The 25,944-nt window shown below is 69.4% G+C and carries 26 protein-coding genes, 1 tRNA gene, 1 pseudogene and 1 other annotated feature; of the genes and pseudogenes, 11 read left to right on the top strand and 17 right to left on the bottom strand.

Annotation, left to right across the window (positions count from 1 at the left end; all coding sequences use genetic code 11):
• Nucleotides 1–702 (bottom strand): annotated as a pseudogene (locus E3D03_RS05665) (IS3 family transposase); the annotation flags it as partial.
• Nucleotides 305–421 (bottom strand) — a sequence feature (AL1L pseudoknot). It overlaps the preceding pseudogene by 117 nt.
• An 84-nt stretch (nucleotides 703–786) precedes the next feature.
• Between E3D03_RS05665 and E3D03_RS21370 the strand changes: the two are divergent.
• Nucleotides 787–978, top strand: coding sequence for a M48 family metallopeptidase (locus E3D03_RS21370; RefSeq protein WP_411969794.1), 192 nt, complete (start codon nucleotides 787–789; stop codon nucleotides 976–978).
• A 332-nt stretch (nucleotides 979–1,310) separates the two neighbouring features.
• Here the strand turns inward: E3D03_RS21370 and E3D03_RS05655 are convergent.
• A tRNA-Ser gene (locus E3D03_RS05655) sits at nucleotides 1,311–1,400 on the bottom strand.
• Nucleotides 1,401–1,672: 272 nt separating this feature from the next.
• Nucleotides 1,673–3,337 (bottom strand): thiamine pyrophosphate-binding protein, encoded by a 1,665-nt coding sequence (locus E3D03_RS05650; protein WP_263566159.1) that lies wholly within the window; start codon nucleotides 3,335–3,337, stop codon nucleotides 1,673–1,675.
• Between the two features lie 100 nt (nucleotides 3,338–3,437).
• Here E3D03_RS05650 and smpB point away from each other — a divergent pair, with 100 nt between their 5' ends.
• The 5 genes from smpB (at nucleotide 3,438) to E3D03_RS05625 (ending at nucleotide 6,811) form a co-directional block, all read left to right on the top strand.
• Nucleotides 3,438–3,908 carry an SsrA-binding protein SmpB gene (gene smpB, locus E3D03_RS05645; RefSeq protein ID WP_263566158.1) on the top strand — a complete coding sequence of 157 codons (471 nt, stop codon included), beginning with the start codon at nucleotides 3,438–3,440 and terminating at the stop codon, nucleotides 3,906–3,908.
• Between the two features lie 63 nt (nucleotides 3,909–3,971).
• Entirely contained in the window at nucleotides 3,972–4,838 is an 867-nt protein-coding gene (gene sseA / locus E3D03_RS05640) for a 3-mercaptopyruvate sulfurtransferase (protein ID WP_263566157.1), read from the top strand.
• Nucleotides 4,839–6,023, top strand: a complete 1,185-nt coding sequence (locus E3D03_RS05635) for an aromatic amino acid transaminase (protein ID WP_263566156.1) — start codon at nucleotides 4,839–4,841, stop codon at nucleotides 6,021–6,023.
• 64 nt (nucleotides 6,024–6,087) lie between these two features.
• Nucleotides 6,088–6,396: a hypothetical protein gene (locus E3D03_RS05630; protein WP_263566155.1), complete on the top strand. Its 309-nt coding sequence runs from the start codon at nucleotides 6,088–6,090 to the stop codon at nucleotides 6,394–6,396.
• A gap of 28 nt (nucleotides 6,397–6,424) precedes the next feature.
• The gene (locus E3D03_RS05625; RefSeq protein WP_263566154.1) at nucleotides 6,425–6,811 is read left to right on the top strand and encodes a hypothetical protein; all 387 of its coding nucleotides are present in this window, start codon (nucleotides 6,425–6,427) and stop codon (nucleotides 6,809–6,811) included.
• Between the two features lie 64 nt (nucleotides 6,812–6,875).
• Here E3D03_RS05625 and E3D03_RS05620 read toward each other — a convergent pair whose 3' ends face one another.
• The 3 genes from E3D03_RS05620 to ubiA form a co-directional block, all read right to left on the bottom strand.
• Nucleotides 6,876–7,202: a hypothetical protein gene (locus E3D03_RS05620; protein WP_062561790.1), complete on the bottom strand. Its 327-nt coding sequence runs from the start codon at nucleotides 7,200–7,202 to the stop codon at nucleotides 6,876–6,878.
• 27 nt (nucleotides 7,203–7,229) lie between these two features.
• Nucleotides 7,230–9,485: an OmpA family protein gene (locus tag E3D03_RS05615; protein WP_263566153.1), complete on the bottom strand. Its 2,256-nt coding sequence runs from the start codon at nucleotides 9,483–9,485 to the stop codon at nucleotides 7,230–7,232.
• Nucleotides 9,486–9,547: 62 nt separating this feature from the next.
• Nucleotides 9,548–10,504, bottom strand: coding sequence for a 4-hydroxybenzoate octaprenyltransferase (gene ubiA / locus E3D03_RS05610; RefSeq protein WP_263566152.1), 957 nt, complete (start codon nucleotides 10,502–10,504; stop codon nucleotides 9,548–9,550).
• A gap of 15 nt (nucleotides 10,505–10,519) precedes the next feature.
• Here ubiA and E3D03_RS05605 point away from each other — a divergent pair, with 15 nt between their 5' ends.
• Both E3D03_RS05605 and E3D03_RS05600 read left to right on the top strand, forming a co-directional pair.
• Nucleotides 10,520–11,239: a 16S rRNA (uracil(1498)-N(3))-methyltransferase gene (locus tag E3D03_RS05605; protein WP_263566151.1), complete on the top strand. Its 720-nt coding sequence runs from the start codon at nucleotides 10,520–10,522 to the stop codon at nucleotides 11,237–11,239.
• 238 nt (nucleotides 11,240–11,477) lie between these two features.
• A complete protein-coding gene (locus tag E3D03_RS05600; RefSeq protein ID WP_017999339.1) occupies nucleotides 11,478–11,672 on the top strand; it encodes a DUF1127 domain-containing protein in 195 nt (64 codons plus the stop codon).
• A 131-nt stretch (nucleotides 11,673–11,803) separates the two neighbouring features.
• Here E3D03_RS05600 and E3D03_RS05595 read toward each other — a convergent pair whose 3' ends face one another.
• Nucleotides 11,804–12,673: a 50S ribosomal protein L11 methyltransferase gene (locus tag E3D03_RS05595; protein ID WP_263566150.1), complete on the bottom strand. Its 870-nt coding sequence runs from the start codon at nucleotides 12,671–12,673 to the stop codon at nucleotides 11,804–11,806.
• Nucleotides 12,674–13,258, bottom strand: coding sequence for a peptide-methionine (S)-S-oxide reductase MsrA (gene msrA, locus E3D03_RS05590; RefSeq protein WP_263566149.1), 585 nt, complete (start codon nucleotides 13,256–13,258; stop codon nucleotides 12,674–12,676).
• Between the two features lie 101 nt (nucleotides 13,259–13,359).
• Here msrA and E3D03_RS05585 point away from each other — a divergent pair, with 101 nt between their 5' ends.
• Nucleotides 13,360–14,340 carry a P1 family peptidase gene (locus E3D03_RS05585; RefSeq protein WP_263566148.1) on the top strand — a complete coding sequence of 327 codons (981 nt, stop codon included), beginning with the start codon at nucleotides 13,360–13,362 and terminating at the stop codon, nucleotides 14,338–14,340.
• Here E3D03_RS05585 and E3D03_RS05580 read toward each other — a convergent pair.
• The gene (locus tag E3D03_RS05580; protein ID WP_263566147.1) at nucleotides 14,337–15,116 is read right to left on the bottom strand and encodes a protein-disulfide reductase DsbD domain-containing protein; all 780 of its coding nucleotides are present in this window, start codon (nucleotides 15,114–15,116) and stop codon (nucleotides 14,337–14,339) included. The two genes, E3D03_RS05585 and E3D03_RS05580, sit on opposite strands and share 4 nt — an antisense overlap.
• 122 nt (nucleotides 15,117–15,238) lie before the next feature.
• On the opposite strand from E3D03_RS05580, the gene E3D03_RS05575 reads away from it, so the two are divergent.
• Complete coding sequence (locus E3D03_RS05575; RefSeq protein WP_263566146.1) at nucleotides 15,239–15,811, top strand: YqgE/AlgH family protein; 573 nt, start codon at nucleotides 15,239–15,241, stop codon at nucleotides 15,809–15,811.
• On the opposite strand, the gene E3D03_RS05570 is transcribed toward E3D03_RS05575, so the two are convergent.
• From E3D03_RS05570 to E3D03_RS05545, 6 genes are all read right to left on the bottom strand, one after another.
• A complete protein-coding gene (locus E3D03_RS05570; RefSeq protein WP_263566145.1) occupies nucleotides 15,808–16,953 on the bottom strand; it encodes an iron-containing alcohol dehydrogenase in 1,146 nt (381 codons plus the stop codon). The genes E3D03_RS05575 and E3D03_RS05570 overlap by 4 nt on opposite strands.
• A gap of 32 nt (nucleotides 16,954–16,985) precedes the next feature.
• A complete protein-coding gene (locus E3D03_RS05565; RefSeq protein WP_263566144.1) occupies nucleotides 16,986–17,612 on the bottom strand; it encodes an ABC-type transport auxiliary lipoprotein family protein in 627 nt (208 codons plus the stop codon).
• 9 nt (nucleotides 17,613–17,621) lie between these two features.
• A complete protein-coding gene (locus tag E3D03_RS05560; protein WP_263566143.1) occupies nucleotides 17,622–18,923 on the bottom strand; it encodes an MlaD family protein in 1,302 nt (433 codons plus the stop codon).
• A gap of 3 nt (nucleotides 18,924–18,926) precedes the next feature.
• Entirely contained in the window at nucleotides 18,927–19,703 is a 777-nt protein-coding gene (locus tag E3D03_RS05555; protein ID WP_062561802.1) for an ABC transporter ATP-binding protein, read from the bottom strand.
• On the bottom strand, nucleotides 19,700–20,788 hold the full coding sequence (locus E3D03_RS05550; RefSeq protein WP_062562305.1) for an MlaE family ABC transporter permease: 1,089 nt from the start codon (nucleotides 20,786–20,788) through the stop codon (nucleotides 19,700–19,702). Before E3D03_RS05550 ends, E3D03_RS05555 begins: the two co-directional genes overlap by 4 nt.
• Nucleotides 20,789–21,023: 235 nt before the next feature.
• Nucleotides 21,024–21,941 carry a LysR family transcriptional regulator gene (locus tag E3D03_RS05545; protein ID WP_263566142.1) on the bottom strand — a complete coding sequence of 306 codons (918 nt, stop codon included), beginning with the start codon at nucleotides 21,939–21,941 and terminating at the stop codon, nucleotides 21,024–21,026.
• A 90-nt stretch (nucleotides 21,942–22,031) separates the two neighbouring features.
• Between E3D03_RS05545 and metF the strand changes: the two genes are divergently transcribed.
• Nucleotides 22,032–22,895 (top strand): methylenetetrahydrofolate reductase [NAD(P)H], encoded by an 864-nt coding sequence (gene metF / locus E3D03_RS05540; RefSeq protein ID WP_062561804.1) that lies wholly within the window; start codon nucleotides 22,032–22,034, stop codon nucleotides 22,893–22,895.
• 663 nt (nucleotides 22,896–23,558) lie between these two features.
• Here the strand turns inward: metF and E3D03_RS05535 are convergent.
• Together E3D03_RS05535 and E3D03_RS05530 are read right to left on the bottom strand one after the other, a co-directional pair.
• A complete protein-coding gene (locus E3D03_RS05535) occupies nucleotides 23,559–24,677 on the bottom strand; it encodes a DUF2235 domain-containing protein (RefSeq protein WP_263566141.1) in 1,119 nt (372 codons plus the stop codon).
• 41 nt (nucleotides 24,678–24,718) lie between these two features.
• Nucleotides 24,719–25,876 carry a type III PLP-dependent enzyme gene (locus E3D03_RS05530; RefSeq protein WP_062561805.1) on the bottom strand — a complete coding sequence of 386 codons (1,158 nt, stop codon included), beginning with the start codon at nucleotides 25,874–25,876 and terminating at the stop codon, nucleotides 24,719–24,721.
• Nucleotides 25,877–25,944 lie beyond the last annotated feature (68 nt).

Here is a 25,944-nt window from a genome sequence, read left to right as displayed (position 1 = left end):
CGCGGAACTGGCGGTTCACCTTGTCCAGCGGACAGGGGGCTTTCTTGTCCGGGATCGTCGTCCTGTGCGGCTTGCCGCGGATAACGCCCTGAATACCCATGCTCTTCATTAGCCGTGCCACGGTGCATCGGGCGACATCGAAACCTTCGCGGCCCAGCTGCCGCCAAACCTTCCGGACGCCATAGACTCGCCAGTTCTCTTCGAAGACACGAAGGATCTCGGGGCGCAGCGCTTCGTCCTGACGTGCCCGATCAGACAGCCGAGATGGATCGGCCCGCTTCGCCAGATGATCATAGTAGGTGGACGGGGCGATCGGCAGTATGTTGCAGATCGGCTCGACCCCGTGCGCATCCCGATGCGCGTCGATGAAACCCACCATCACTTCGATCGGCGGTCGAGCTCCGCCATCGCAAAATACGCTGACGCCTTGCGAAGGATCTCGTTCGCCTGGCGCAGCTCGCGGTTCTCGCGTTCCAGCGCCTTCATCTTCTCGGCCATCTCGCTGGAGACGCCCGGACGCTTGCCGCTATCAACCTCGGCCTTCTTGACCCAATCGTTCAAGGTCTGAGGCGCACAGCCGATCTTCGCCGAAATCGACATGACCGCCTGCCACCGCGATCCATGCTGACCCTCATTGTCCAGGACCAACCGCACCGCGCGGTCACGCACTTCCGGAGAAAACTTGTTCGTTGTCTTGCTCATGATGCTCCACCTTACTCAGGAGTTGGAGCCTCCGGCAAACCCGGCGCGGTTCACACCTGCAATATCGAAGCACGTCGAGTCTGGTTGAACCTCGAACTGATCAAGAAGCCGCCGCAGTGTCTCGAATACGTGATCGTCCATGAGCTGGCCCATTTTTTTGAGCGCAACCACACAGAGCAGTTCGTGGCCCTTCTGGACCGGATGCTTCCGCATTGGCGGATCGTTCGTGACGAGCTCAACGCGGAGGCGCTGGCGCATGAGGATTGGAGCACATAGCATTTGTGCCGCAGTCAGAGCGTCGCTCTGTTGGCATGCATCCCAGAACGCAGGATATCGGCTCTTGCGTGTTCGATCCCGGTCCCGTCTGCCCAACGCCCCTGGCGTCGAAGTGCTCAGCCATTGACTCGAAAAAGCTCCACAGTTTCTGAAGCTTGCAAGCTGTTCACCAAATTGCCGCAGTCATGAGGTCCGGAGAATATCGGCCCTGAGAGACCGCTTCCGGGCCACCTGGCTGCAAGTGTAGTGTTCAGCCCCTCGCGCATAACCCTCGAAAACAACGGAAAAATCCGGCCTTAGCCGGATCGGGAGAACGCTTTCGCGGGGGCAAGTGGCGGAGACGAAGGGATTCGAACCCTCGAGGCGGTTTCCCGCCTGCACCCTTAGCAGGGGTGTGCCTTCGACCACTCGGCCACGTCTCCGCCGCCCCGTATATGGAGCAAGCTGCAAGGAAACAAGGGGCTTTCGGAGAGATGGCTCAACCGGCCGGCCAGCGCGGGATTTCCGCAACTTCTCGCAGCCTGTCACGCCCGCAGGCGCGGTTTGCGGGTCCGGCCCAGAGGTTTCCGCATGAGCAGGACGTGGCGGGCCTGAACCAGCAAGGCCCGGGAACGGAGCCGAGCCAGGTGCAGATCTCTTTCCGCGCGATCGCCGGCGAAGCCTGGTCCCATCCAGGCCGCAGAGCTCAACCGGGCTACCGATCCCGGACGGCGGCGGCCTCGCCCGCGGCGCGGGTCTCGGCCAGGGTGGCGCCGGTGGACAGGGCCTCGGGATCCAGGCGCAGGTCCAGCATCGCCAGCGTGCCGGCGGTGCTGGCGCGGGCAAAGGCGGCGGCGAAATCCTCTTGCCGGGTCACGCTTTCGCCGAAGCCGCCATGGGCGCGGGCCAGCGCGGCGAAGTCGGGGTTTGCCAGGTCGGTGCCCGAGACCCGGCCGGGATAGCTGCGCTCCTGATGCATGCGGATGGTGCCGTAGCGGCCATTGTTCGCCACCAACACGATCACGGCGGCGCAATGCTGGGCGGCGGTCGAAAGCTCGTTCATCGTCATTTGCAGGCAGCCGTCGCCGGCCATGCAGACCACCGTTCGCCCGGGATGCTGCAGCTTGGCGGCGATGGCCGCGGGCAGGCCATAGCCCATCGAGCCCGAGGTCGGCGCCAGCTGGCTGCCCCAGCGCCGGAAGCGGTAGTAGCGATGCACGAAAGCCGCGTAATTGCCCGCGCCGTTGGTGATGATCGCATCCTCGGGCAGGCTGTCCGAGAGCCAGCGCACCACCGCCTCCATCCGCACTGCGCCGGGGGTGGGCTGCGGCTGTTGCCAGGTCTCGTAGCCGGCACGCAGCCCTGCGGTCCAACCGTCCCAGCGGCGCGGCGCGGGCAGCCGGGCCAGCGCGGCGACCACGGCGCGCGGATCGGCCACCAGCCCCGGATCGGGCCGCCACAGATGCCCCAGCTCATCGGGCGCAGGATGGACATGGATCACCCGCAGATGCGGCCGGACCGGGTCCATCAGCTCATAGCCGCGGGTCAGCGTATCGCCCAGCCGCGCGCCCAGCGACAGCAGGCAATCCGCCTGCGCCAAGGCCTGTCCCAGGGCCGGGTTCATGCCGACGCCCAGATCGCCGACATAGTTCGGATGCGCGTTGTCCATATGCCCCTGGCGGCGAAACGGCACGGCGACCGGCAAGCCCCAGGTTTCGGCAAAGCGCGCCAGGTCATCGGCCGCCGCCTGCGACCAGAGCGTGCCGCCCGGGATCACCAGCGGGCGCTCGGCCCCGGCCAGCGCCTCGGCCAGCGCCCCGACCGACTCGGGCGCCACTGCCGTCAGGGCCGCGGCGGGCGGCGGAATGTCGGAGACCTCGGCGCGGGCGCTCAGCATGTCCTCGGGCAGGGCCAGCACGACCGGGCCGGGCCGCCCCGAGACCGCCAGGTGAAAGGCGCGCGACAGGTATTCGGGAATACGCTCGGTCTGGTCGATCTCGGCCACCCATTTCGCCAGCGGGCCGAACATGGCGCGGTAATCCACCTCCTGGAAGGCGTCGCGGTCGCGGTCGGCGCGGGCGATCTGGCCGACGAACAGGATCATCGGCGTCGAATCCTGCCGCGCCACGTGCACGCCGGCGCTGGCGTTCGTCGCCCCCGGCCCGCGGGTGACGAAGGCCACGCCGGGCCGGCCGGTCAGCTTGCCATGGGCCTCGGCCATCATCGCCGCGCCGCCCTCGTGCCGGCAGACGATGTTCAGGATGTCCGAGCCGTGCAGCCCGTCCAGCGCCGCCAGGAAGCTTTCGCCGGGGACCGAGAACACCCGCGCGATCCCGTTTGCCTTCAACGCATCGACCAGAATCTGCCCGCCGTGCCGCATCGACGCCTCCCCTGCCTCGGCGCCAGTCTTGCCGGCCGGGCGGGCGCTGGCAAGCCAAAGGCTTTACAGCCTGCGATGCCCGCCCTATCTGTGCGGGGTCATGGCCACGAAATCCGACCCCAACTACAAGATCATCGCCGAGAACCGCCGGGCGCGCTTCGATTACTTCATCGAAAGCGACCTCGAGGTCGGCATCGTGCTGACCGGGTCGGAGGTGAAAAGCCTGCGCACCGGCCAGTCGAACATCGCCGAGAGCTATGCCTCGGTCGAGGAGGGCGAGCTGTGGCTCATCAACGCCTATATCGCCGCCTACAAGCAGGCCGGCGTCTTCGGTCATGAAGAGCGGCGCAAGCGCAAGCTCTTGGTCAGCCGCAAGGAGCTGGCGCGGCTCTGGCAGGCCATCGGGCGCGAGGGCATGACGCTGGTGCCGCTGGTGATGTATTTCAACGACCGCGGCATGGTGAAGCTGAAGATCGGCGTCGCCAAGGGCAAGAAGAACCACGACAAGCGCGAAACCGACGCGAAACGCGACTGGAACCGGCAGAAGCAGCGCCTGCTGAAACAGGGATAGGCATTGCAGCCCCGCGCGCCTGCGGTTACATCGAAGGCGTTTTTCGCGGGGGGAGCCAGGCCGATGTCCCAGACGACCGATTCCGACGATCCCAGGGTGCTGGTCTCGACCGACTGGCTCGCGGCCCATCTGAACGATCCCGACCTGCGCATCATCGACGCGACCTGGTTCCTGGAGCCGGGCCGCGACGCCCGCGCCGAATACATGGACGCGCATATCCCCGGCGCCCGCTTCTTCGATCTCGACGAGATCGCGGACAAGCGCAGCCAGCTGCCGCATATGGCGCCGCCGCCCGAGATGTTCATCAGCCGCATGCGCGGCATGGGCATCGGCGACGGCCATCAGGTCGTGGTCTATGACAATTCGCCGGTGCGTTCGGCGGCGCGGGTCTGGTGGACCTTCAAGCTGATGGGCAAGCCCGACGTCGCGGTGCTGGACGGCGGCTTTGCCAAGTGGCAGGCCGAGGGCCGCCCGGTCGAGGACATGCCGCCGATCCAGCGCGACCGCCACATCACCGTCGCCCGCCAGGCCGGGCTGGTGCGCGACGTGACCCAGGTCGCCGCCGCCAGCAAGCTCGGCAGCCACGAGATCGTCGATGCCCGCAGCGCCGAGCGCTTTCGCGGCGAGGCGCCCGAGCCGCGCCCCGGCCTGCGCGCGGGCCATATCCCCGGCTCGAAAAGCCTGCCCTTCGGCCGGCTCTATAACGCCGACGGCACCCTGAAGCCCGCCGCGGCGCTGCGCGCCGAATTCCAGGCCGCCGGGGTTGATCTGTCCAGGCCAGTCATCACCAGCTGCGGCTCGGGGGTGACGGCGGCCTCGCTGTTCCTGGCGCTCGAACGCATCGGGCACCGGGACCATTCGCTTTACGACGGAAGCTGGGCCGAATGGGGCAGCTTCCCGGACCTTAAAATCGCAACCGGAGACGCGTGAATGCTGGGCAATCTGAAACCGCAGGCCCCCGACAAGATCCTGGCCCTGATGGGCGAATTCAAGGCCGATCCCCGCCAGGGCAAGATCGACCTCGGCGTCGGGGTCTACAAGGATGCCAGCGGCCACACCCCGATCATGCGCGCCGTGCTTGCCGCCGAAAAGCGGATGCTGGAAACCGAGACGACGAAAAGCTACGCCGGCCTGTCGGGCGAGCCGGATTTCCAGAAGGCCATGGGCGGGCTGATCCTAGGCGATCTGCTGAAGCCCGAGACCACCGCGACGCTGGCCACGGTCGGCGGCACCGGCGCGATCCGCCAGGCGCTGGAACTGGCGCGGATGGCGAATCCCGACCTGCGCGTCTTCGTCTCGAACCCGACCTGGCCGAACCATGTCTCGATCATGAATTTCATGGGCGTGCCGGTCCAGGAATACCGCTATTTCGACGCGGCCACCCGCGGCGTCGATTTCGAGGGCATGAAGGCCGACATCTCGACGGCGAAAAAGGGCGATGTCGTGCTGCTGCACGGCTGCTGCCACAACCCGACCGGCGCCAACCTGACGCTGGAGCAATGGGCCGAGGTCGCCGAAATCCTGGAAAGGACCGGCGCGCTGCCGCTGATCGACCTGGCCTACCAGGGCTTCGGCGACGGGCTGGAAGAGGACGCGGCCGGCACCCGGCTGATCGCCGCGCGCATCCCCGAGGTGCTGATCGCCGCCTCGTGCAGCAAGAACTTCGGCATCTACCGCGAGCGCACCGGCTGCCTGCTGGCGCTTTGCACCGACGCCGCGACGCGCGAGCTGGCCCAGGGCGCCATGGCCTTCCTGAACCGGCAGACCTATTCCTTCCCGCCCTTCCACGGCGCCAAGATCGTCTCGACCGTGCTCAACACGCCCGAGCTGCGCGCCGACTGGATGGCCGAACTCGAGGCGGTGCGCAGCGGCATGCTGCAACTGCGCGAGCAACTCGCCGGCGAACTCCGCGACCTTTCCGGATCGGACCGCTTCGACTTCGTGGCCCGGCATCGCGGCATGTTCTCGCGCCTCGGCGCAACGCCCGAGCAGGTGCAGCGGGTCAAGGAAGAGTTCGGCATCTACATGGTCGGCGATTCCCGCATCAACATCGCCGGCCTGAACCAGGCTACCATCCCGGTCCTGGCCCGCGCCATCATCGAAGCCGGCGTCTGAACCCGACCCAGACAGGGGGCGACCGCCGGTCCTGACCGACGGTCCGTCCCGACCGGGGGGTGCCATGACCAACCTCGAACGCGAGCTCTGGGTCGATCAACTCGGCAAAAGCCTCCTCACCGCTTTCCGATGGGTCAGCGGGCGCGAATCGCAGACTCCGGTCACCGAATTCGCCAGCGAATGGGCGGCGCTGATCGACAGCGCCCTGAACGATGTGCGGCTGACCGCGCCGCCGACCGTCGATGACCGGCAACCCTTCCTGTCCTTCATCAAGACACACCGCATCACCACCCACCTGTTCCAGGCCCTGCGCAGCGGCATGCTGGGCGGGGCCGCCGCTCGACCTGATCCTGCAGATCTGGTTCGACACTGAACATGCCAGCGGCGGCTTCGGCGTTCCAATGGTCATGCAGCAGGTGCCCCGCAGCGGCGCCATGCCGGAACCGATGTGGCACGAGCTGCGCCAGACGGCGCAAAAGCTGAACGTCGCCACCCCGGCCGGGCGGTTCGTCCTGCTGCGGCGTGGCGTGGATCCGGGCAGCGACAGCCTGTTCGACCATGACCATCACCCCGTGGTGATGAGCAGCTTCACCCTGGCCAGCACGCGGTCGCCGCCGCATCCGGTCTATGGCCGCCGCCTGGACCAGTTCTGCCATGACCTCGCCTCGGGCTGGATCGGAGACCCGGCGCTGTCCGGCCGCACGGATTCGCCGGTCTTCGACGAACTTCTCAGCAATTTCCACGTCGGGCCCGTGCTGCGGATCGCCATCCGGCAAGAGGGCGACTGAACGGCCCCGGCCTTCTTTGTTGCAGAAATACCCCGGGGTCCGGGGCAGAGCCCCGGTCCAGCTCCTATCGCTTCAGCTTGCGCTCGATATAGTCGCGCAGTTCCTCGATCTCCGTCGTGCTCTCGCGCAGCTCGCCCTGGACGGCAAGCAACTCCGCCTCGACCCCCGACAGTTTCGCCACCAGTTCGGCCTCGCGCTCCTCCAGCTCGGCCACGGCGCGGTCGCGGGCCTCCTCGGCCTCGTGCAATTGCTGGGCCATGCTTTCCAGCTCGCCCATCTCGGCCCGGGTGACGCGGGACAGGCGATGGATCAGCCAGCTGGCGAACCAGCCCAGCAGGAAGGCGGCGAACAGGATGATCGCGGTGGCGACGATGAATTCGGTGCGGTTCATGCGGGCTCGGGCGCTGAGGTTGCGGGGTCAGGGCGTCGCGGGACGCGGCTGCGGGCGGTCGGGCTCTGCCACCGTGGCGGCGGGCATGGTGGCGGTTTCCGTCGCGGCCTCGACCAGCAGCCCGGCCGAGGGCTGGGTGGCGGCCAGTTCGGGCGCGATGGGCGGCGGCAGCAGATCGCCCGCCGGCCGGGTCGCGGCCCGGATCACCAGCTGGTCGGGCAGCACCGTGGCCGCCGCGGGCAGGGCGCCGGCCTCGACCGGGGCCACCGGCGCCACCGCCAGCGCCGCGGGCTCGGTCGCGGCCTGCAGGGCCAGGGCCGGATCGGTCGGCACGCCCAGCGCCGGGCCGACGGCGGCGCTGGCCGCGCGCAGGGCCAGGGCCCCGGCGCGGGCGGCGACCGCCTCGGGCGGCTCGGTCACGCCCTTGACCAGCGCGGCGGGGGCCGGCGCATCGACCATGACCGGCTCATCCGCCAGCAGGGTGAATTCGATGCGCCGGTTCGCCTCGCGCCCGGCGTCGGTGTCGTTCTCGGCGATGGGCCGGCTTTCGCCATAGCCGCGCGCGGTCAGGTTCGCGGTGTCGATGCCGGCCTCGGTCATCGCGGTCAGCACCGCCTGGGCGCGCGAGCGCGAAAGCTCGGCGTTGAACCCCTCGGAGCCCTGGGAATCGGTATGACCGCCCAGCTCGATGCGGAAATCGCCGCACAGCGCCATGGTCTCGGCCAGCCGGGCCAGGGTCGGGCCGGGGTCGCCGGCGATCACCGACTTGTTCGGCTCGAAGCCGATCTCGGATTCCCGCATCGCCGCGTTCAGCCGGTCCACGCATTCCGCCCCCGAGGGCAGGCCCAGAAGCGGGTCCATGCGCTTGTCGTAGCGGATCGCCAGCTCATAGCGCGCGCCCGGTCCCAGCCGCTGCGCCAGCCGCGCCGCCACCATGTCCGAGGCGGTCTGGTTGCCCGAAACCCCGCTGATGCGCACCAGGTCGGGCGTCACCGTCGCGGTGCCGCGCTCCAGCCCGGTCATGGCCTCGATGGCGGCGATGGCGCGCAGGGTCCAGCCGCCCGGCACGGCATCATCGCTGCGCAACGCGCTGTCGACATGGTCGAAGCGGGCGCGGGCCATGCTTTCCACCGCCTCGCGCATGCGGTCGTCGGTGATGCGCCCGCGCAGCGAGACGCTGCCGTGATCGAGCACCGCGACGAATTCGGCCGGCCCCTGCGCCGCCGCATCGGGCTTTTCATGCTGCGCGGTCAGGGTGAAGCCGGCGGGCAGCGCCGCCTGCAACCGGCCGGTGGCCTCGTCGAAACGATCCGCCGCCACCTCGGAGGGCGCAAACAGCGCGATTTCGGTATCCGAGATCGTCACCGACCCCGCGCCCAGGCCCTTGACCGCCGCGATGGCCGGCACGGCCGCATCGGCCCAGCGGGGCGAGGGCGCGCCCAGGCCCAGCGTGCATTGCGGCTGGTCTGCCGCCCCGGCCTCGCGCCCGGCGGCCAGGATGCGGTCGCGCGCCGCCTCGGTATCGGCGGCGCAGGCGTCGAAGCGCGCGCCGCTGTCGTCCTTGACGAAGCGCAGGGTGAAGGGCGCGATCACCGGGCGCGGCGCGGTGATCTCGGCCGCCAGCTTGACCGAGGCCGGCCGGGCGCGATTCAGCGCCGCGGTCAGTTCGACCTTCTCGCGCGGGCTGTCGGTCACCGCGCGGACCGAGACCGCGCCCGCCGCGATCGAGACCTTGGCGCGTTTCGCCAGCTGCGCGGCCTTCAGGCCAAAGGCAAAGGCCTCGTCCCAGCCCTCGGGCTCGGGGTAGTCGGCGCTTTCCATCAGGTCCGAGATCTGCGCCGCGCCGGTCTGCCGCTTCAGACGCTCCACCAGCGCCTTGCGGTCAAGGCCGGCCGGGACCAGGCCGATGATCGAGATGCCCTCGTCATTGCGCAGAAGCTCGATCTCGAAGGCCGGTGTGGCCAGCGCGGCGGCGGCGGCGACCTGCATGTCGTCCACGACCCGGCCGGCGCCGACCAGGGTTTCCGCCTGGGCGCGGGCGCGGAAACGCTGCACCTCGTCGGGCGCGATGCCGCCCAGCTGCACCTGCAAGCCGTCCGTCTTGACCGTGACCCAATCAAGCCCCGCCAGCGCGGCCGAGACATCGCGCATCGCCCGGCTTTCGATGAAATCGGCGGCGGCGGTGGCGCCCCAGAGGGACAGGCCACTGGCGGCGACGAATGCGATCAGGCTCGCGGCGACGACCGGGCCGCGACGCGGACCTGGACGTTTGGGATTGGCCATCCGGGGAACCCTCGGGCTGTTTCCGACCCGCCGCATGTAAACCCTGCGCGCCGGTTTCGCAATCAGACCAGCCCGGCCAGGGCAAGAAACAGCGCAACGATCAGCCCGGCGTCGCGGTTCGAGCGGAACAGCCGCAGGCAGCCGGCCGGGTCGCGAATGTCCAGCGTCCGCAGCTGCCAGGCCAGATGCGCGGCAAAGCCTGCGACCCCCAAGAGGCCCAGCGTCAGGCCCAGCCCCTGGGGCGCCGTCGCCATGACCGCCAGCCCCAGCAGCAGCACCGCGGCGGTGCCGAAGCCCGCCAGCCAGCGATGCGTGTCCTGCCCGAACAGCCGGGCGGTGGACTTGACGCCGATCAGCGCGTCGTCCTCGGTATCCTGGTGGGCATAGATGGTGTCGTAGAAGATCGTCCAGGCGATGCCCGACAGCCAGGCCAGCAGCGGCGCCGGCGCCAGGTTGCCGGTATGCGCGGCCCAGGCCAGCAGCACGCCCCAGTTGAAGGCGAGCCCCAGGAAAACCTGCGGCCACCAGGTGAAGCGCTTGGCAAAGGGATAGATCGCGACCAGCGCCAGCGAGGCGACGCCCAGCAGGATCGCCGCCTTGCCCAGCGTCAGCAGGATGACGAGGCCCGCCAGCGCCTGCGCCGCCAGCCAGACCAGCGCGCCCTTGACCGTGACCTGCCCCGAGGGGAGCGGCCGCGACCGCGTCCGCGCCACCCGGGCGTCGATGTCGCGGTCGGTGATGTCGTTCCAGGTGCAGCCGGCGCCGCGCATCAGCATGGCGCCCAGCCCGCAGGCGACGGCGATCCACAGGTCGCGCCAATCCGGCTGGCCTGCGATCATCGCCAGCCCGATGCCCCACCAGCAGGGCAGCAGCAAGAGCCAGGTGCCGATGGGCCGGTCGGCGCGGGACATGCGCAGCCAGGGCCGCCAGCCCGGCGGGGCGTGGCGGTCCACCCAGTTGTCGGGCGGTGCGTCCGCGACCATGCGCGGGCCCTCTGGCGTCGGATCCTCGGTCTGCATATTCTGCGCCCCATCATGGCGAAAATCAGACTGTTCATAGATCACCCGCTGGCCGAGGGACAAGGCATCGCGCTGAATGCCGACCAGGCGCATTACCTGTCCTCGGTCATGCGGCAGGGGTCGGGGGACGAAATCCTGGTCTTCAACGGCCGCGACGGCGAATGGCTGGCGCGCATCGAGCGGCTGGCCAAGCGGGGCGGCGACCTGCTGGCCCAGCGCCAGACCGCGCCGCAGCTGGACCCGCCGGACCTGTGGCTGGTCTTCGCCCCGATCAAGAAGGCCCGCACCGATTTCATCGTCGAGAAGGCGGCCGAAATGGGTGCCGCCCGCATCCTGCCGGTGCAGACCGAACACACCAATTCCGAGCGCATCCGCCAGGACCGCCTGCAGGCCCATGCCGTCGAGGCCGCCGAGCAATGCGGCGGCACCTTCGTCCCCGAGGTCTGCGAGCTGCAACCGCTGGCGCGGCTTCTGGACGGCTGGGACCCGGCGCGGCGCATCCTCTGGGCCGACGAGGCGCTGGCCGGCCCGGCGCAGCTGCTCTCCGGCCTGCCGCGCGGGCCTTGGGCGATTCTCATCGGGCCCGAAGGCGGCTGGTCCGAATCGGAGCGGCGCCGGCTTTCGGCCATGGATTGCGTCACGCGCATCGCCCTGGGCCCCAGAATCCTGCGCGCCGACACCGCTGCCGTCGCGTCACTTGCGCTGTGGCAGGCGGCTTTGGGGGACTGGCGCTAGGGCTTCGGCCGCATTTCGCGCAAGTTTCCGCCGCGCGGTGGCGCTTCGGCGGGAGGATCTTGCGATGCGCTTGCAGAATTTACCCCTTCGTCACAAAAGTTAAGAAAAAACGGTCGCTTATGCAGCCGCTGCATAGCGGCAATGCCGGTTTGACCGTGGTTTTGCGACTTTGCCCGATCTATATGCTGTGCATCAACGAAGCGCCCGATGAGCGGGCAATGATCTCAAGGTGAAAACTATGTCGGCGATTGACACGAACCGCGTCCATGGCGGGGCGGTCTCCTTCGGTATTGGCTCGAAACTTCTGTCCGCCTTCGCGGCCTGGAACGACGCCCGCGTGACGAAGAACGCGCTGAGCCGTCTTTCGGATCGCGAGCTGGACGATATCGGTCTGTGCCGCGGCGATATCGATCTGATCTCGCGCGCCCGCTAAGCAGCGGTAGAAGACGCGACCGGACCGGCGGCTTGGCCCGCGGACGGTTCCCCGGCCCGGGCAGGGCAAGACGCTCAGGCGGCCCGCAAGGCCGCCTTTCGTATTTTCCGGGGCCCGGGATGCGCCATGCCTCAGGCCCGCTGCATCACCAGCGTGGACCAGTCGCCGAAATCGTCGCGCCGCTCCAGCGCCAGCCCGCCCTTGGCATAGGCGTCGATGACCTCCTGGGCCTGGGTGGTCAGGATGCCCGACAGAATCGCCCTGCCGCCATGCGCGACATAGCGCGCCATGTCCGGCACCAGGTCGATCAGCGGCTGCTTCAGGATATTGGCGAAGACCAGGTCGAAGGGCGCGGCCCGTTCGATCAGCGGATGGTCGAAGCCGACCGCCTCGACGCATTCCACCCGGCCGTCCAGCCCGTTGGCGATGACATTGGCGCGCGCCACGTCCACCGCCTGCGGGTCGATGTCGCCGGCCAGAACCATGACCGGGAACATCCGCGCCGCCGCCATGGCCAGCACGGCGGTGCCGCAGCCGATGTCGACGATGCGCTCGGGCGCCGCGCCCTCGGCCACCAGCCGGTCCAGCGCCAGCAGGCAGCCCTTGGTGGTGGCGTGGTGGCCGGTGCCGAAGGCCATCGCCGCCTCGATCAGCAGCGCCTCGGCGCCCTCGGGCACGCTCTCGGCGTCATGGCTGCCGTGGACGAAGAAACGCCCGGCCTCGACCGGCGCCAGCTCGCGCTTGACATGCGCGACCCAGTCCACCTCGGGCAGTTCCGAGACGGTGAAGGGTGCCGCGCCCCAGGCCGCGGCCAAGAGCGCCAGCGCCACGTCGTCCGGGGGCTCGGTGAAATACAGCCCGACCTCCCAGCGGTCGCTGCCATCCTCGATCTCGAAGACGCCGGTGCCGACGGGCTCGGGGGTCAGATCCTCGCCGGCCTCGGCCAGAGCCTCGGCCGCCTCGCGGCCTTTGGTATGGGTCAGCGCGGTCCAGGTCGCCATTCAGAAGTCCTCGGCAATATCGGTCAGAGGCGCTTTGACACCCGTGCCGCGCAATCCGCAATAGCCGTCGGGATGGCGGTCCAGATATTGCTGGTGATCCTCCTGCGCCGGCCAGAAGCGGGCGGCGGGCAGGATCTGCGTGGTGACATCGGGAAAACCCTGCACGGCCAGGCGGTTGCTGTAATCCGCCTTGCTGAGCTCCGCCGCCGCCCGCTGGCTGTCGGTGAAATGCATGATGACCGAGCGGTACTGGTCGCCCATGTCATTGCCCTGGCGGTCGCCTTGGGTCGGGTCGTGGTTTTCCCAGAACAGCTGCAGCAGCCGCTCATAGCTGATGCGCGAGCTGTCATAGACCAGCCGCACCACCTCGGCATGGCCGGTCTGGCCGGCGCAGACCTGCTCATAGGTCGGGTTCTCGGCGCTGCCGCCGGCAAAGCCGACCTCGGTCAGCCAGACGCCGTCCTGCTGCCAGAACAAGCGCTCGACGCCCCAATAGCAGCCCATGCCGAAGATCGCCTGGTCGAAGCCGCGGGGCGGTTCGGCATCCAGCGGCCGGTCGAAGATGCGGTGCAGCGGGGCGGTCATGGTCGCGTCCTTTCGAAAGCTGTTGTGGCACATCTAAGTGCCGCCCTAGTCTGGCGCAACGCCGCAGGCAGCCCGCCGGTTCGGCGGCAAGGAGGCCAAGCATGCGGAAAGGCCCGCGAAACCTGATCACCGATGTCGCCGGATTGCGGGTCGGCAATGCGCGCGACGACCGGCTGCGTTCCGGCACCACGGTGCTTCTGGGCGACGCGCCGCTGGCCTGCGGCGTCAATGTCATGGGCGGCGCCCCCGGCACGCGCGAGACGGAGCTGCTGGCCCCCGACAAGCTGGTGCCGGGCGTCGATGCGCTGGTGCTGTCAGGCGGCTCGGCCTTTGGCCTTGCGGCCTGCGACGGGGTCTCGGACGGGCTGCGGGCGCTGGGGCGCGGCTTTGCCGTCGGGCCGGTGCAGGTGCCGATCGTGCCGGGCGCCATCGTCTTCGACCTCTTGAACGGCGGCGACAAGGATTGGGACGCCAACCCCTATCCCGCCCTCGGCCGCGCGGCGCTGGAGGCGGCCGGTGCGGATTTCGGCTTGGGCAGCGAGGGAGCCGGCACCGGCGCGATGACGCATCGCTGGAAGGGCGGGCTCGGCTCGGCCTCGGCGGTGCTCGATTCGGGGGTGACGGTGGGGACGCTGGTGGTGGTGAACGCGATGGGCTCGGTCACGCTGCAGGCCACGCGGCAGTTCTGGGCCGCACCCTGGGAGATCGAGGGCGAATTCGGCGGGCTGGGCCTGACCGGCCCCTATCCCACCGCCGAGCCTGCGCCGGCCAAGCGGCTGGGCGAGGCGACGACCATCGCCATCGTGGCGACCGATGCCGCGCTGGACAAGGCCGGGCTGACGCGGCTGGCGACGGCGGCGCAGGACGGCATGGCCCGCGCCATCGTGCCCAGCCACACGCCCTTCGACGGCGATCTGGTGTTTGCGGTCTCGACCGGGGCGCAGCCGCTGCCCGACCCGGCGCTGACGCCGTTCCAGCTGGGCCATGCGGCGGCGACGGTGCTGGCCCGCGCCATCGCCCGGGCCGTGCACGAGGCGCGGCCGCGGCCGGGCGACCTGCAACCCTGCTGGCGCGTGACCTAGCTTTCGGGCCGGCAGCCGCGGAACTCGACCGCATCCTCGGGGCCGATCAGCGTCAGGCGCAGCGCGGCCGGGTCCAGCGGAAACGGCTTGCCCGAGGCGGCGACGAAATCCGCCTGCGCCACCACGCGCGCCCCTTCGGCGCTGGTTTCGGGGGCCGAAACCCAGATGTCCTTGCCGGCCAGTTCCATCGCCACGTCCTCGGCCAGAGCCGATTCCTCGGAAGGCAGGGTGGCGGTGACCTGCATGCCGTCCTTGATCGGCTGGACCCGGCACTCCGGCTGCCGGTCCGAGGCGCGGGGCTGGCGCGCCAGGGCCGCCTCGATCAGCGGATCGGGCGCGTCGCCGGGCGCCGGCGCGGTCAGCCGGACCTGCGCCGGCACGCAGATGTCGAGGCAGAGGCCGAAATCCACCACCACGCGCGGCGCGACCGGCTGGCCGGGCTGCGTGGGCGTGATCTCGATCGGCAGGATCAGCCGGTCGTGATAGCCCAGCGTGCGCTCGCCGCCGGAATCGATCACCTCGGGGCGGGGCCACAGCACCCGCACCGGGCCCAGGTTCTGCGAGCCCTGCCAGTCGAAGCGCGGCGGCACGCCGGCGTCGCCGGGGCTGCGCCAATAGGTCTTCCAGCCCGGCTCCAGCTCCAGCCGCAGCGCGGTCATGCGGTGGCCTTCGGCGGTGATCCAGCCGGGCAAAAGCTCGGCCGAAACCAGCCCCGGCGGCGGTTCGTCGGCCAGCGCCGGCAGGGCGGTCATCAGCAGGGCGGCAAGGATTCTCATGGGATGCCTTTTAGCGGGCGCCGGGGCACGCCGTGAAGTCACATTACCGCCAATCCCTTGCGAAATCAGCCCGCAGCGCCGATCTTGAGGAAAAGGCACCTGCGAAAGGAGCGCGGCGGCTCATGGACCTGTCCAGCAACCTGACCGGCAAGATGCTGATCGCCATGCCCGGCATGCGCGATCCGCGCTTCGAGCATGCGGTGATCCTGATCTGCGCCCATTCCGAGGACGGCGCCATGGGGCTGGTGCTGAACCGGCCGATGCCCGACGTGGATTTCTCGGACCTGCTGTCGCAGCTGGGCATCGACGCCGGGGTGGACGCGCTGGACATTCCGGTGCGCTTCGGCGGCCCGGTCGAGCCGGGGCGCGGCTTCGTCCTGCATCGCGTGCCGCAGGGCATCCGGGTCGAAGAGAACCGGCTGCGGATCTCGGACGACCTCGCCATGTCCACCACCCGCGACATCCTGGAAGATTACGCCCGCGGCCATGGCCCGCAGCCGGCCGTGCTGGCCCTGGGCTATGCCGGCTGGGGCCCGGGGCAGCTGGATTCCGAGATCCTGGCCAATGGCTGGCTGACCTCGGACCGCGGCGACGAGATCATCTTCGGCGCCGACAATGCCGGCAAATGGCGCGCGGCGCTGAAGTCGCTGGGCATCGACCCCTTGCACCTGTCGCCAAGCGCCGGCCGCGCCTAGAGGCAGCGTTCCAGCAGCGCGCGGGTGTTTTCCGCCGTCATCGCGACCGGGTTGCCGCCGCAGGAGGGATCCTCCAGCGCCATCCCGGTCAGCTCGTCCAGCCGGTCGCGGCCGACGCCCAGGGCGGTCAGGTTCGGCGGGATGCCCAATTCGGCGCGCAGGTCCATGACCCGGGCGCGGAAGCCGTCGAAGCCGCCCGGGATGCCCAGATAAGCGGCAGCGCGCGCCAGCCGGCCCTCGATGGCAGAGCGGTTGAAGTCCAGCACCATCGGCATCACCACCGCATTGGTGGTGCCGTGGTGGGTGCCATAGAGCGCGCCGATGGGATGGCTCAGCGCATGAATGGCGCCCAGCCCCTTCTGGAAGGCCACGGCGCCCATGGCGGCGGCGCTCATCATCTGCGCCCGCGCCTCCAGATCGCCGGGGCTGGCGTAGGCGCGCGGCAGGTATTCGTTGACCAGCCGCATCCCCTCCAGCGCGATGCCCTGGCTCATCGGGTGGTAATGCGGCGAGGAAAACGCCTCGAGGCAATGGGCAAAGGCGTCCATGCCGGTGCCGGCGGTGATGGCGGGCGGCATGCCGACGGTCAGCTCGGGGTCGCAGATCGTCACCCTGGGCATCAGCTTCGGGTGGAAGATGATCGTCTTGCGATGGGTTTCGGTGTTGGTCAGCACCCCGGCGCGCCCGACCTCGGAGCCGGTGCCGGCCGTGGTCGGCACGGCCACGATCGGGGCGATGCGGCTGGCATCGGCGCGGGTCCACCAGTCGCCCACGTCCTCCAGGTCCCAGACCGGGATCGACTGCCCGGCCATCAGCGCGATCATCTTGGCCAGATCCAGCGCCGAGCCGCCGCCAAAGCCGATCACCCCGTCATGGCGGCCGGCGGCATAGGCGGCGATGCCGGCCTGCATGTTCGCCTCGTTCGGGTTCGGATCGACCTCGGAAAACATCGCCCGGCCCAGGCCGCCGGCCTCCAGGATCTCCAGCGCGCGGGCGGTGATCGGCAGGCCGGCCAGCGCCCTGTCGGTGACCAGCAGCGGGCGCGCGATGCCGGCCGCCCGGCAATGCTCGGCCAGTTCGGCGATGCGGCCGGCGCCGAAGCGGATCGCGGTCGGATAGGACCAGTTCGCGCGCAATGTCATCCTTCGCCCCTTTTCGCTGCGGCCCACCGCCCTCAGCGGCAGCGGGCCGGATTCACCCCGATGCCGTTCAGGCCCCAGTCGGTCATCTGCGCCACCAGCTGCTGGCCGGCGGCGTCGAAGGCCGGGATCAGGTCGGCGGTCTTGGTGGTCGCCGCGTGGGCCGTGGTGGCGAAATGGCCGCGGGCGACGACGGTGGCGTCCATCTCGCGCACCAGCTGCGCATCGACGGTCAGCTTGATCAGCGCGCCCTTGCCCGCGACCTCGGCGTTGAAGTCCTGCACCTCGGAGATCAGCGCGTAATCCCCCGCCGTGCCCAGCGGCGCCCGGCCGACATGGGTGAAGGCGTCATAGCGGCCAAAGCCGCGCACCAGCAGCGTCTGCAAGGTGGTGGGCACGGTGTCGCCCCAGCGCGCATCGGGCAGATACTGGGTCTGCAACTGGTTCGGGCGGATCATGATGCGGTCGGTGTCCAGCGTGCCGCGCGCCTTGGGCGGCTCGATCACCAGCTCGGCCAGCCGGCCGCGGCCGCAGCGTTGCGGCTGGTCCGAGGGCGGGCGCAGCTCGAAGACGTCGCGGGCCGGCTCGCCCTCCAGCGCCTTCAGCGCCGCGCAGCCGGGCAGGGTCAGGGTCAGCATCAGCAGGGCGGCGGTCAGGCGCATGGCGGCTCCTCAGCGGCGGAATTCGGGGGTCTTCGGCCCCGAGAAGATCTGCGAGGGATTGCGCCGCAGGGCCGAGACCAGCTCGTTCACGTTGCCCACCAGCCCGCGCAGATCGCTGGTCATGCGGGTGATCTGCGGCAGCCCCTCGCGGGTGAAAGCCTGCACCGGGGCGCGGGCGCTGTCCAGCATCCCGCGCAGGCTGGCGAATGCCGCGTCGGCGCTGTCGGCGGCATCGCGCAGCTTGCCCGTGATCTCGGGCAGGTCGGCCACCACGCGGTCGATGGCCTCGTTGGCCTTGCCCAGCGTGACGCGCAGGTCGCCGACCACCGGCTCGATATTGCTGTTCATCACCCGGTCGGCGCTGTCGAAGGCCCGCTCGGCCGAGGCCAGCGTCCGCTGCCCGACCGCCAGCGCGGCGTCGAGCCCGTCGAGGCTTTGGTCCGCGCGATCCGTCAGCCGCGCCAAGTCGGTCTGCAGCGTGGTCGCGGTCTGGTCCAGCCGCTGCGTCAGCCCGCGCAAGTCGCCCGAAACATAGTCGCGCACCTCGTTCAGCGTCGCGGTGCCGGCGTCCAGCGCCGCATCGGCCTTGCCGGCGGTCTCGTCGAACTTGGCCAGGGCGGTATCGGCATTGCCCAGCGTCGTCTCGGCCGCTGCGGAAAGCCCGTCCAGCCGCTCGCCGAAGGCCGAGATGTCGGCGGCGGCCGAGGCGATGGACTCGGTCGCCTTGGTCACATCCCCCAGCGCCTTGTCCAGGTTGGCGCTGGAGCGTTCCACGTTGTCCAGGATATTGCGCACCCGGCTCTGGTTGTCGTCGCCCAGCAGCTGGGTCATCTGCTCGGCCACGGTGTTCAACCGCGAGATCATCTCGGGGCCCTGGTCCGACAGTGTCTGCAGGGCCGAGCGGTTGGCGGCGATGACCGGGATGCCCTCGGGCTGGGCCACGCGCAGCAAGGGCGCATCCGGGCTGCCGGCGGTGATCGCGACATTCGAGACGCCGGTGACGCCCTGGATCTCGATCGAGGCGCGGGAATTGGTGCGCACCGGCGTATCCTCGGCCACCTCGACGCGCACCCGCACGGCGCCGTTGACGCCGTCCGCCAGCTGCATGTCCACGACCTTGCCGACGGAAAGCCCGGCAAAGGCCACCTCGGACGAGATGGCCAGCCCCGAGACCTCGGGGAAATAGATGTCGTAATAAGCGAATTGCCGGTTGATCTGGATCTTGGCGAACCACATCAGGAACAAGAGCAACCCCAGGAAGCCCGCGATGGTGAAGGCGCCGATCAGGACGTAATTGGCCTTGGTCTCCATGGGCTACTCCTTGCTCCGGCCGGTGGCGATGGCGGCGCGGGCGCGGGGCCCGTGGAAATATTCATGCACCCAAGGATGATCCACCTTCAGCATCTCGGCCATGGTCCCGCTGACCAGCACCCGCTTTTCCGCCAGCACCGCGACGCGGTCGCAACAGGCGTGCAGCGTGTCGAGGTCATGCGTGACCAGGAAAACCGACAGGTCCAGCGCATCGCGCAGCTCGACGATCAGCCGGTCGAAGGCATCGGCGCCGATCGGGTCCAGCCCGGCCGTGGGCTCGTCCAGGAAGACGATCTCGGGGTCCAGCGCCAGGGCCCGCGCCAGCCCCGCGCGCTTTTTCATGCCCCCGGACAGGTCCGAGGGGTATTTGTCGTTGGCGTTCCACGGCAGCCCGGCCATCGAGACCTTCAGTTCCGCCAATCCCGCGCGCGTCTCGGGCGTCAGCCCCGGCACGGCGCGCAAGGGCACCTCGACATTCTCGCGCACGTTGAGCGAGGAAAACAGCGCCCCGGCCTGGAACATCACGCCCCAGCGCCGCTCCAGCGCCTCGCGCGCCGGGCCGTGCAGCGCGGTCACGTCCTGGCCAAAGACCCGGACCGTGCCGGCGGCGGGCGGGTTCAGCCCGACGATGGTGCGCAGAAGCACCGATTTCCCGGTGCCCGAACCGCCGACCACGCCCAGGATCTCGCCCCGCCGCAGGTCCAGGTCCAGCCCGTCATGCACGACATGGCTGCCGAATTGCGTGCGCAGGCCCCGGACCTCGATGACATTGTCGCTCACAACCCGATCTCCGCGAAGAAGACCGAGAACAGCGCATCCGCCACGATCACCGCGAAGATGGCGTTCACCACCGCGGTCGAGGTCTGCGCGCCCAGCGATTCCGCGTCCTTGCCGACCTTCATCCCGGCGTGGCAGCCGATGATGCCGATGATGATGGCAAAGACCGGCGCCTTGGACAGGCCGACGATGACATGGTCGACGCTGGTTTCCGCGATCAGCCGATAGCGGAACATCGAGGGCGAGATCCCGAGCTCCACCCAGGACATGATCGCGCCGCCGATCAGCCCGGCCAGGTTCGCGATCAGCCCCAGGATCGGCAGGGTGATGACCAGCGCCAGCACGCGCGGCAGGATCAGCACCATGTCGGGATCGAGGCCCAGCGTGCGCATGGCGTCGATTTCCTCGTTCATCTTCATCGAGCCGATCGAGGCCGTCAGCGCCGAGGCCGTGCGCCCGGCGACGATGATCGCGGTCAGAAGGATGCCCAGTTCGCGCAGGATCGAGATGGCGATAAGGTCGATGACAAAGATCTCGGCCCCGAACTGGCTGAGCTGCGCCGCGCCCTGAAAGGCCAGCACCACGCCGATCAGAAAGGACATCAGCGCCACGATGGGCACCGCGCGCAGGCCGGTTTCCTGGCAGTGATGGACCAGCGCGGTCAGGCGGAAATCGCGCGGGTGCCGGATGCCGCGCCACAGCGCCGCCAGGAACCGGCCCAGGTATTCCGCAAGCTCGCGCAGGAAGACCAGCGCGCCCATGATCCAGCGCCCGGTCGCATCCAGCGCCCGGCGCCAGCCGGGCTCGGGCGCGGGCGGCGGATCGGGCCGGGGCAGGGCGCCGGTCACGCTTTCCAGGAGCTTCGCCTGCGGCGCGGCCAGCCCCAGAAGCGTGGCGCCCGCGGCTGTGCGCCCGGCCAGGTACCAGGCGCCGGCGGTGTCGAGCCGCGTCAGGCCCGACAGCTCCAGCCGCTCCGGCGCCTCGGGCGGCAGCTGCGCCAGGGTCCAGACCGTCAGCGCGCCCTCAAGGCGCAGCTGCCCGTCCTGAAGGGTGGCGCGCAGCTGCGGATCGGCGGGAAGGCTGGCCATGGCGGTCCTGATGGGAAGCGTCACCGATTTCATCCGGCGATTGCGGGGCTTTGTCAAATCCGCCGCCGGGGCGGGTGGTGGCGTCGGGGCGAGAGGTTTCAATTTGCATCGTATTCTCGGGGTCTTGTGCTTGATCGCAATCCTGCCCCGGCCCTAGCCTGGGGGCAAGGCGAACGGGCCTGAACCTCCCCGGGATCGGGTGAACCAGTGCTGCTTTGACGATGATCCCGGGGCATCAGCCCGGCGCCGCCGCGCGCATCATTCGCACCGGCTCGGTCCGGGCCAGGCGCAGCACATGCGCCATATAGGGTTGCTGCAGGTCCTCGCTGCGCAGCCCGGCGTACAGCCGGCGCAGCATGCCCTGCGGCCCCAGCGGCAGCAGCGCCAGTTCGGGGTTGCCGGCCTGGCCGCGCAGCACCCAGTCGGGCATCACCGCCACCCCGCGCCCCGAGGCGATCAGCATCAGCGCGATGGCGGTCTGCTCGACTTGGCGCAGATGCGCCGGCTCGACCCCGGCCGGGTCGAGGAATTGCGAGAACACGTCCAGCCGCGCCCGGTCCATCGGATAGGTGATCAGCGTCTCGCCGGCCAGGTCGGCGGGCTCGGCATAGCCCTTGGCGACCAGCGGGTGACTGGCCCGCACCACCAGCGTCGGCGCATAGTCGAACAGCGGCTGGAAGCTGATGCCCGCGATTTCCTCGGGGTCCGAGGAAATCACCAGGTCCACCTGGCCGCGTTCCAGCGCCGGCAGCGCCTTCAGCGCCAGGCTGGTGCGGATGTCCAGGTCGACCTCGGGCCAGGCGCGGCGGAACTGGTCCAGCACCGGCAGGAGCCAGTCGAAGCAATGGTGGCATTCCATCGCCACATGCAGCCGGCCGGCCCGGCCCAGCTCGACGGCGCGGAATTCGGCCTCGGCGGCCTCGATCATCGGCAGCACCTGCTCGGCGGTGCGCAACAGCCGCATCCCGGCACCCGACAGGCGCAAGGGCTTGGTCTTGCGCAGGAAAAGCTCGACCCCGGCCTGTTCCTCCAGCGCCTTGATCTGGTGCGACAGCGCCGATTGCGTCAGGTTCAGCACCTCGGCCGCGCGGGCCAGCCCGCCCTGTTCATGGATGGCGCGCAGGCTGCGCAGATGGCGAAGTTCCAGATGCATCTTGAGCGGATCTCATCACGATCTTGAGGATTATGAATTTGTCTCACGTCGCGGCGCGTGTCACAAGTCCTGCGACAAAAGGATAGTGCGATGACGACACCGGCGATCAGTTTCGAATTCTTCCCGCCCCGGACCCTGGAGCAATCCTTCCGGCTGTGGGAGACCGCCCGGGCGCTGGCGCCGCTGGGGCCGGACTTCGTCTCGGTCACCTATGGCGCCGGCGGCACCACCCGGCAGCTGACGCATGAGGCGGTGACGGCGCTGGCCGGCCATTACGGGCTGAACGTCGCCGCGCATCTGACCTGCGTGGACGCGACGCGCGAGGAGACCTTGCAGATCGTCGCCGATTACGCGGCGGCCGGCGTGCACGAGATCGTCGCCCTGCGCGGCGACGCGCCGCAGGGCCAGGACCGCTTCACCGCCCATCCCGAGGGCTTCGCCAGCTCGGTCGCGCTGATCGAGGCGATTGCCGCGCGCGGCGACATGACCATCCGCTGCGGCGCCTATCCCGAGCCGCATCCCGACAGCGCCGACACTGCCGCCGACGTGGCCTGGCTGAAGCGCAAGGTGGACGCAGGCGCTAGTTCGGCCATCACGCAGTTCTTCTTTGACGCCGACACCTTCTTCCGCTTCCGCGACGCCTGCGCGGCCGCCGGCGTCGCGGCGCCGATCATCCCCGGCATCCTGCCGATCCAGAGCTGGGCCGGCACCCGCCGCTTTGCCGAACGCTGCGGCACCTCGGTTCCGCAATGGGCCGAGGAGGCCTTTGCCGCCGCCGGCCCCGAGGGCGAGGCCGCGCTGGCGCTGGATGTCTGCGTCAAGCTGTGCGAATCGCTGGTCGAGGGCGGCGTGGACAAGCTGCATTTCTATACGCTGAACAAGCCCGACCTGGTGCAGAAGGTCTGCGCCGGCCTGGGCGTCGCACCGAAGGCCGAATTTTCGCGCGTGGCCTGAGCGGCCGGGGCTGCGGTTCAGCATATCCTGACCGTTGAGCGCTGTGCCTTGGCCAATCGCGCCGAGAGGGCTGCGTTTGACGATTCGTGCCCAAGCTGCAGCACCGCCGCACCGCTATCCGTCGCTCAGGCCGAGGATCCTCGAACAGATCCGCGGCGGCGATCACCAGACCGCGCTTGCCGTTCTGCAATGCGCTTGCAGAATTCGGCTATGATGCCTCGCTGGTGGCCGACATGGCGGGCTGTTTCTGGGCGCTCGGGGATAGCGAGCCGCCATCCAGCTCCTGGTCGCCGTCACCGGGGATGGCGCCCGGCTGGGCGCGATGCATATCTTGATCGGAGAGGCTGGGAAGGCCAGGTTCGCGCTTGAACATGCGCTTCCGCGGTGCCCGGTCAACCGTTCCGACCCGACGCTGCGATGACCCTGGTGTCAGGCGGTATGCACTCTCAGGAACGGCGCCGCGCAAGAGAGTCTCCATGTTTTTGACGGTCTCAGCCTGATTCCGATGGCAGGCTTGGCCTTGGGGCATGCGCAGCCCGGCTGATCCTGCCGCCAAGCGAGCGCGGCAGCGCTTCAGATGTCGGTGCGGCCGAGAAGAGTCGAACTTCGATGACGGTGATTGCATCTCGACCATGTGCCAATCAGGCGTCCTGTCGCAACCCGTCAGGGCGCGATAATTCCTGGGTTATCGTCCTCTGCTGTCGCTCCGGGCATGGCCATTTCTTGCGGCGCGGCGGGCGTGCGGCGGCGGAAGCGGCGCTTGCGGTGCGGGCGTTCGGGCGCGGCCTCGGCCAGCGCGCCGGTCAGCAGCGCCGGGCCGGGATAGGGGCGCGGCACCGAGTCGTGCAGTCGTTCCGAGGCGTCCAGCCCCGTCAGCCGCGGCGCGCGGGCCAAGAAGGCCTTGCCCCAGCTGCGCCAGGACCCGACCGAGGGCGCCGTCGGGTCGCAGGGGAACTGCGTTTTCCAACCTGCGGGCAGCGGCAGGCCAAAGCGCTCGGCCCGCGTCATCATCCAGACCAGGGGGATATTGGCCAACGGCCGGGCATATTCCAGCCCCGACAACTGGCCGCCGATGTCCGGGTGGCAGCCGCGGAACCACATCTGCTCGATCCGGCCGGCGACCGACTGGCTGTCCCAGACCAGGGGCTGAAAGGCCGCCCGGGTCTCGTCCAGGGCCAGCGCCTGCAGGCCGTGCTCGACATGGCTGCCCAAGTGTTCATCGTGAAAGCGAAAGCGCGGCTCGGTCAGCATCCACAGCAGCGGCAGTCGGATGCCCAGCGCCATCACCGTGTCGAAGACACCGATCATGCGGATCGGCACGAAGGGATGGCACAGGCGCTGGTCCAGCTGCTCGACCCCCAGGTCGGCACCGTTGCGATAAAGCTGCCAGGCGTGGTGGACGTTTTCGGCCGTGGCATGGGTGTGCGTCAAGAGCCCGACCCGGCCGATCATCCCGGCCAGCGAGCGCACCGCGAAGGCGCCGCGCGAATAGCCGAAGAAGAACAGCGGATCGCCCGGCCGCCATTCGCGGGCAAGCCAGGCATAGGCGTCGCAGATGCTGCGCTCCAGCGTGGCGCCCATGGTCAGTTCGGGCAGGGTGCGCCAGGCCTGCCATTGCTGGCCCGGCGCGTAATGGATGCGCACCGGCGCCGGCAGCAGCCCGCGGTCGCCCGACAGCATCGCATGGATGCGCGCGATCGAGGACCGCCGCCCCTGGGTCAGCGAGGCGAAGGTTCCATCCATCAGGACGACATGGCACAGGGGCGGGCGGGACGATTCCATGGCGCGACGCTAGCACGGAACCGCGAACATTCGATTAATCCCTATTCAAGCGCGTTCACGGTCATGTGTGCCATCAACCCGAAGCCGTTGAACCGGGTATTGGTGACCGTGGAATAGGCGCCGGCGCCGTGGAAGATGACATAGTCGCCTTCCTGGAGAGTGCCGGGCAGCGCCAGTTCGCCCGGCAGCCGGTCGACCGAATCGCAGGTCGGGCCGAAGATGACGCGGGGATGCGCCTCGTCCTCGCGCGCCGTGCCTTCGGGGGTCAGCACCTGCAAGCGGTCGAGATTGCCGACGATCGGCAGCTCGAACAGCCCGCCATAGACGCCGTCATTCAGGAACACGTTCTGGCCGTCGCGCACCGCCTTGACCCGGGTGATCAGCGAAAAGGCGTCGGCGCAAAGCCCGCGCCCCGGCTCGCAGACCAGCGCCGGGGGCTCGGCGCCGAAAGCCTCGTCGGTGACGCGGCGGATCAGGGCAAAGATCGCCGCCAGGTCCGGCTCGACCCCGGTCACGCGATGCGAGGGGAAGCCGCCGCCGACGTTCAGCCGCCGCGCGCGCACCCCGGCCATGGCGCAGATCTCGGCCGCGGTGGTGATATAGGCCTCCCAGGCGTGCGGATCGGTGCATTGCGTGCCCGGATGGAAGGTCAGCGAGGGGATATAGCCGCGATCCGCCACCGCGCGCAGCAGCTCCGCCGCCAGCTCCGGCGAGGCGCCGAACTTCGAGCCGAAGTCATAGGCCGCGCCCAGCACCGGCAGCTTGAAGCGGGGCGAGATCTCGCAACCCTCGGCCGGCACCTTCTCGAACAGCTTCTCCAGCTCGGAATGGCTGTCGACCGACCAGGCCTTGATGCCCGCCTCGACCGCATGGGTGATCTCGGCACGCGAGCGCACGGGGTTGTGGTAATGCCGTGCCGCATCCGGGGCCAGCCGGCCGATCAGGTCGATCTCGGCCGGCGAGGCGACGTCGAAGCCCTTGACCCCGGCGGCGGCGAGCGTGCGGATCACCGCCTCGTCCGGGTTCGACTTGACGGCATAGGTCACCAGCCCCGGAAAGCCCTGCAGGAAGCGCTGGGCATTCGCGCGCAGGACCGAAGGGGCAAAGACCATGACCGGGTTTTCCGGCGCCAGCTTGCGGATGATCTCGGCGGGATTGTCCCAGACGGTCTTGGGGCCACGGCCCTCGGTCAGTCCCATCGGCATGTCCTTCCTGTGCGCGTGAGGGATGGAAACAAGTCTGCGCCCTATGGGTTCCGATTGAAGCA

The organism is Paracoccus sp. DMF (genome assembly GCF_004407025.1).
GTDB classification, from domain to species: Bacteria; Pseudomonadota; Alphaproteobacteria; order Rhodobacterales; family Rhodobacteraceae; genus Paracoccus; species Paracoccus aminovorans_B.
This window is presented reverse-complemented; position numbering and strand designations above follow the sequence as displayed.

Coding starts and splice junctions, on each gene's coding strand:
- E3D03_RS05535 (WP_263566141.1), bottom strand. CDS start 24,677: ATGGAATCGTCCCGCCCGCCCCTGTGCCATGTCGTCCTGATGGATGGA.
- E3D03_RS05580 (WP_263566147.1), bottom strand. CDS start 15,116: ATGAGAATCCTTGCCGCCCTGCTGATGACCGCCCTGCCGGCGCTGGCC.
- E3D03_RS05550 (WP_062562305.1), bottom strand. CDS start 20,788: ATGGCCAGCCTTCCCGCCGATCCGCAGCTGCGCGCCACCCTTCAGGAC.
- E3D03_RS05560 (WP_263566143.1), bottom strand. CDS start 18,923: ATGGAGACCAAGGCCAATTACGTCCTGATCGGCGCCTTCACCATCGCG.
- E3D03_RS05615 (WP_263566153.1), bottom strand. CDS start 9,485: ATGGCCAATCCCAAACGTCCAGGTCCGCGTCGCGGCCCGGTCGTCGCC.
- E3D03_RS05625 (WP_263566154.1), top strand. CDS start 6,425: ATGGTCATGCAGCAGGTGCCCCGCAGCGGCGCCATGCCGGAACCGATG.
- E3D03_RS05630 (WP_263566155.1), top strand. CDS start 6,088: ATGACCAACCTCGAACGCGAGCTCTGGGTCGATCAACTCGGCAAAAGC.
- E3D03_RS05605 (WP_263566151.1), top strand. CDS start 10,520: ATGGCGAAAATCAGACTGTTCATAGATCACCCGCTGGCCGAGGGACAA.
- E3D03_RS05600 (WP_017999339.1), top strand. CDS start 11,478: ATGTCGGCGATTGACACGAACCGCGTCCATGGCGGGGCGGTCTCCTTC.
- E3D03_RS05650 (WP_263566159.1), bottom strand. CDS start 3,337: ATGCGGCACGGCGGGCAGATTCTGGTCGATGCGTTGAAGGCAAACGGG.
- E3D03_RS05635 (WP_263566156.1), top strand. CDS start 4,839: ATGCTGGGCAATCTGAAACCGCAGGCCCCCGACAAGATCCTGGCCCTG.
- msrA (WP_263566149.1), bottom strand. CDS start 13,258: ATGACCGCCCCGCTGCACCGCATCTTCGACCGGCCGCTGGATGCCGAA.
- E3D03_RS05595 (WP_263566150.1), bottom strand. CDS start 12,673: ATGGCGACCTGGACCGCGCTGACCCATACCAAAGGCCGCGAGGCGGCC.
- metF (WP_062561804.1), top strand. CDS start 22,032: ATGACGACACCGGCGATCAGTTTCGAATTCTTCCCGCCCCGGACCCTG.
- E3D03_RS05620 (WP_062561790.1), bottom strand. CDS start 7,202: ATGAACCGCACCGAATTCATCGTCGCCACCGCGATCATCCTGTTCGCC.
- sseA (WP_263566157.1), top strand. CDS start 3,972: ATGTCCCAGACGACCGATTCCGACGATCCCAGGGTGCTGGTCTCGACC.
- E3D03_RS05585 (WP_263566148.1), top strand. CDS start 13,360: ATGCGGAAAGGCCCGCGAAACCTGATCACCGATGTCGCCGGATTGCGG.
- E3D03_RS05530 (WP_062561805.1), bottom strand. CDS start 25,876: ATGGGACTGACCGAGGGCCGTGGCCCCAAGACCGTCTGGGACAATCCC.
- ubiA (WP_263566152.1), bottom strand. CDS start 10,504: ATGCAGACCGAGGATCCGACGCCAGAGGGCCCGCGCATGGTCGCGGAC.
- E3D03_RS05545 (WP_263566142.1), bottom strand. CDS start 21,941: ATGCATCTGGAACTTCGCCATCTGCGCAGCCTGCGCGCCATCCATGAA.
- E3D03_RS05565 (WP_263566144.1), bottom strand. CDS start 17,612: ATGCGCCTGACCGCCGCCCTGCTGATGCTGACCCTGACCCTGCCCGGC.
- E3D03_RS05570 (WP_263566145.1), bottom strand. CDS start 16,953: ATGACATTGCGCGCGAACTGGTCCTATCCGACCGCGATCCGCTTCGGC.
- E3D03_RS05575 (WP_263566146.1), top strand. CDS start 15,239: ATGGACCTGTCCAGCAACCTGACCGGCAAGATGCTGATCGCCATGCCC.
- smpB (WP_263566158.1), top strand. CDS start 3,438: ATGGCCACGAAATCCGACCCCAACTACAAGATCATCGCCGAGAACCGC.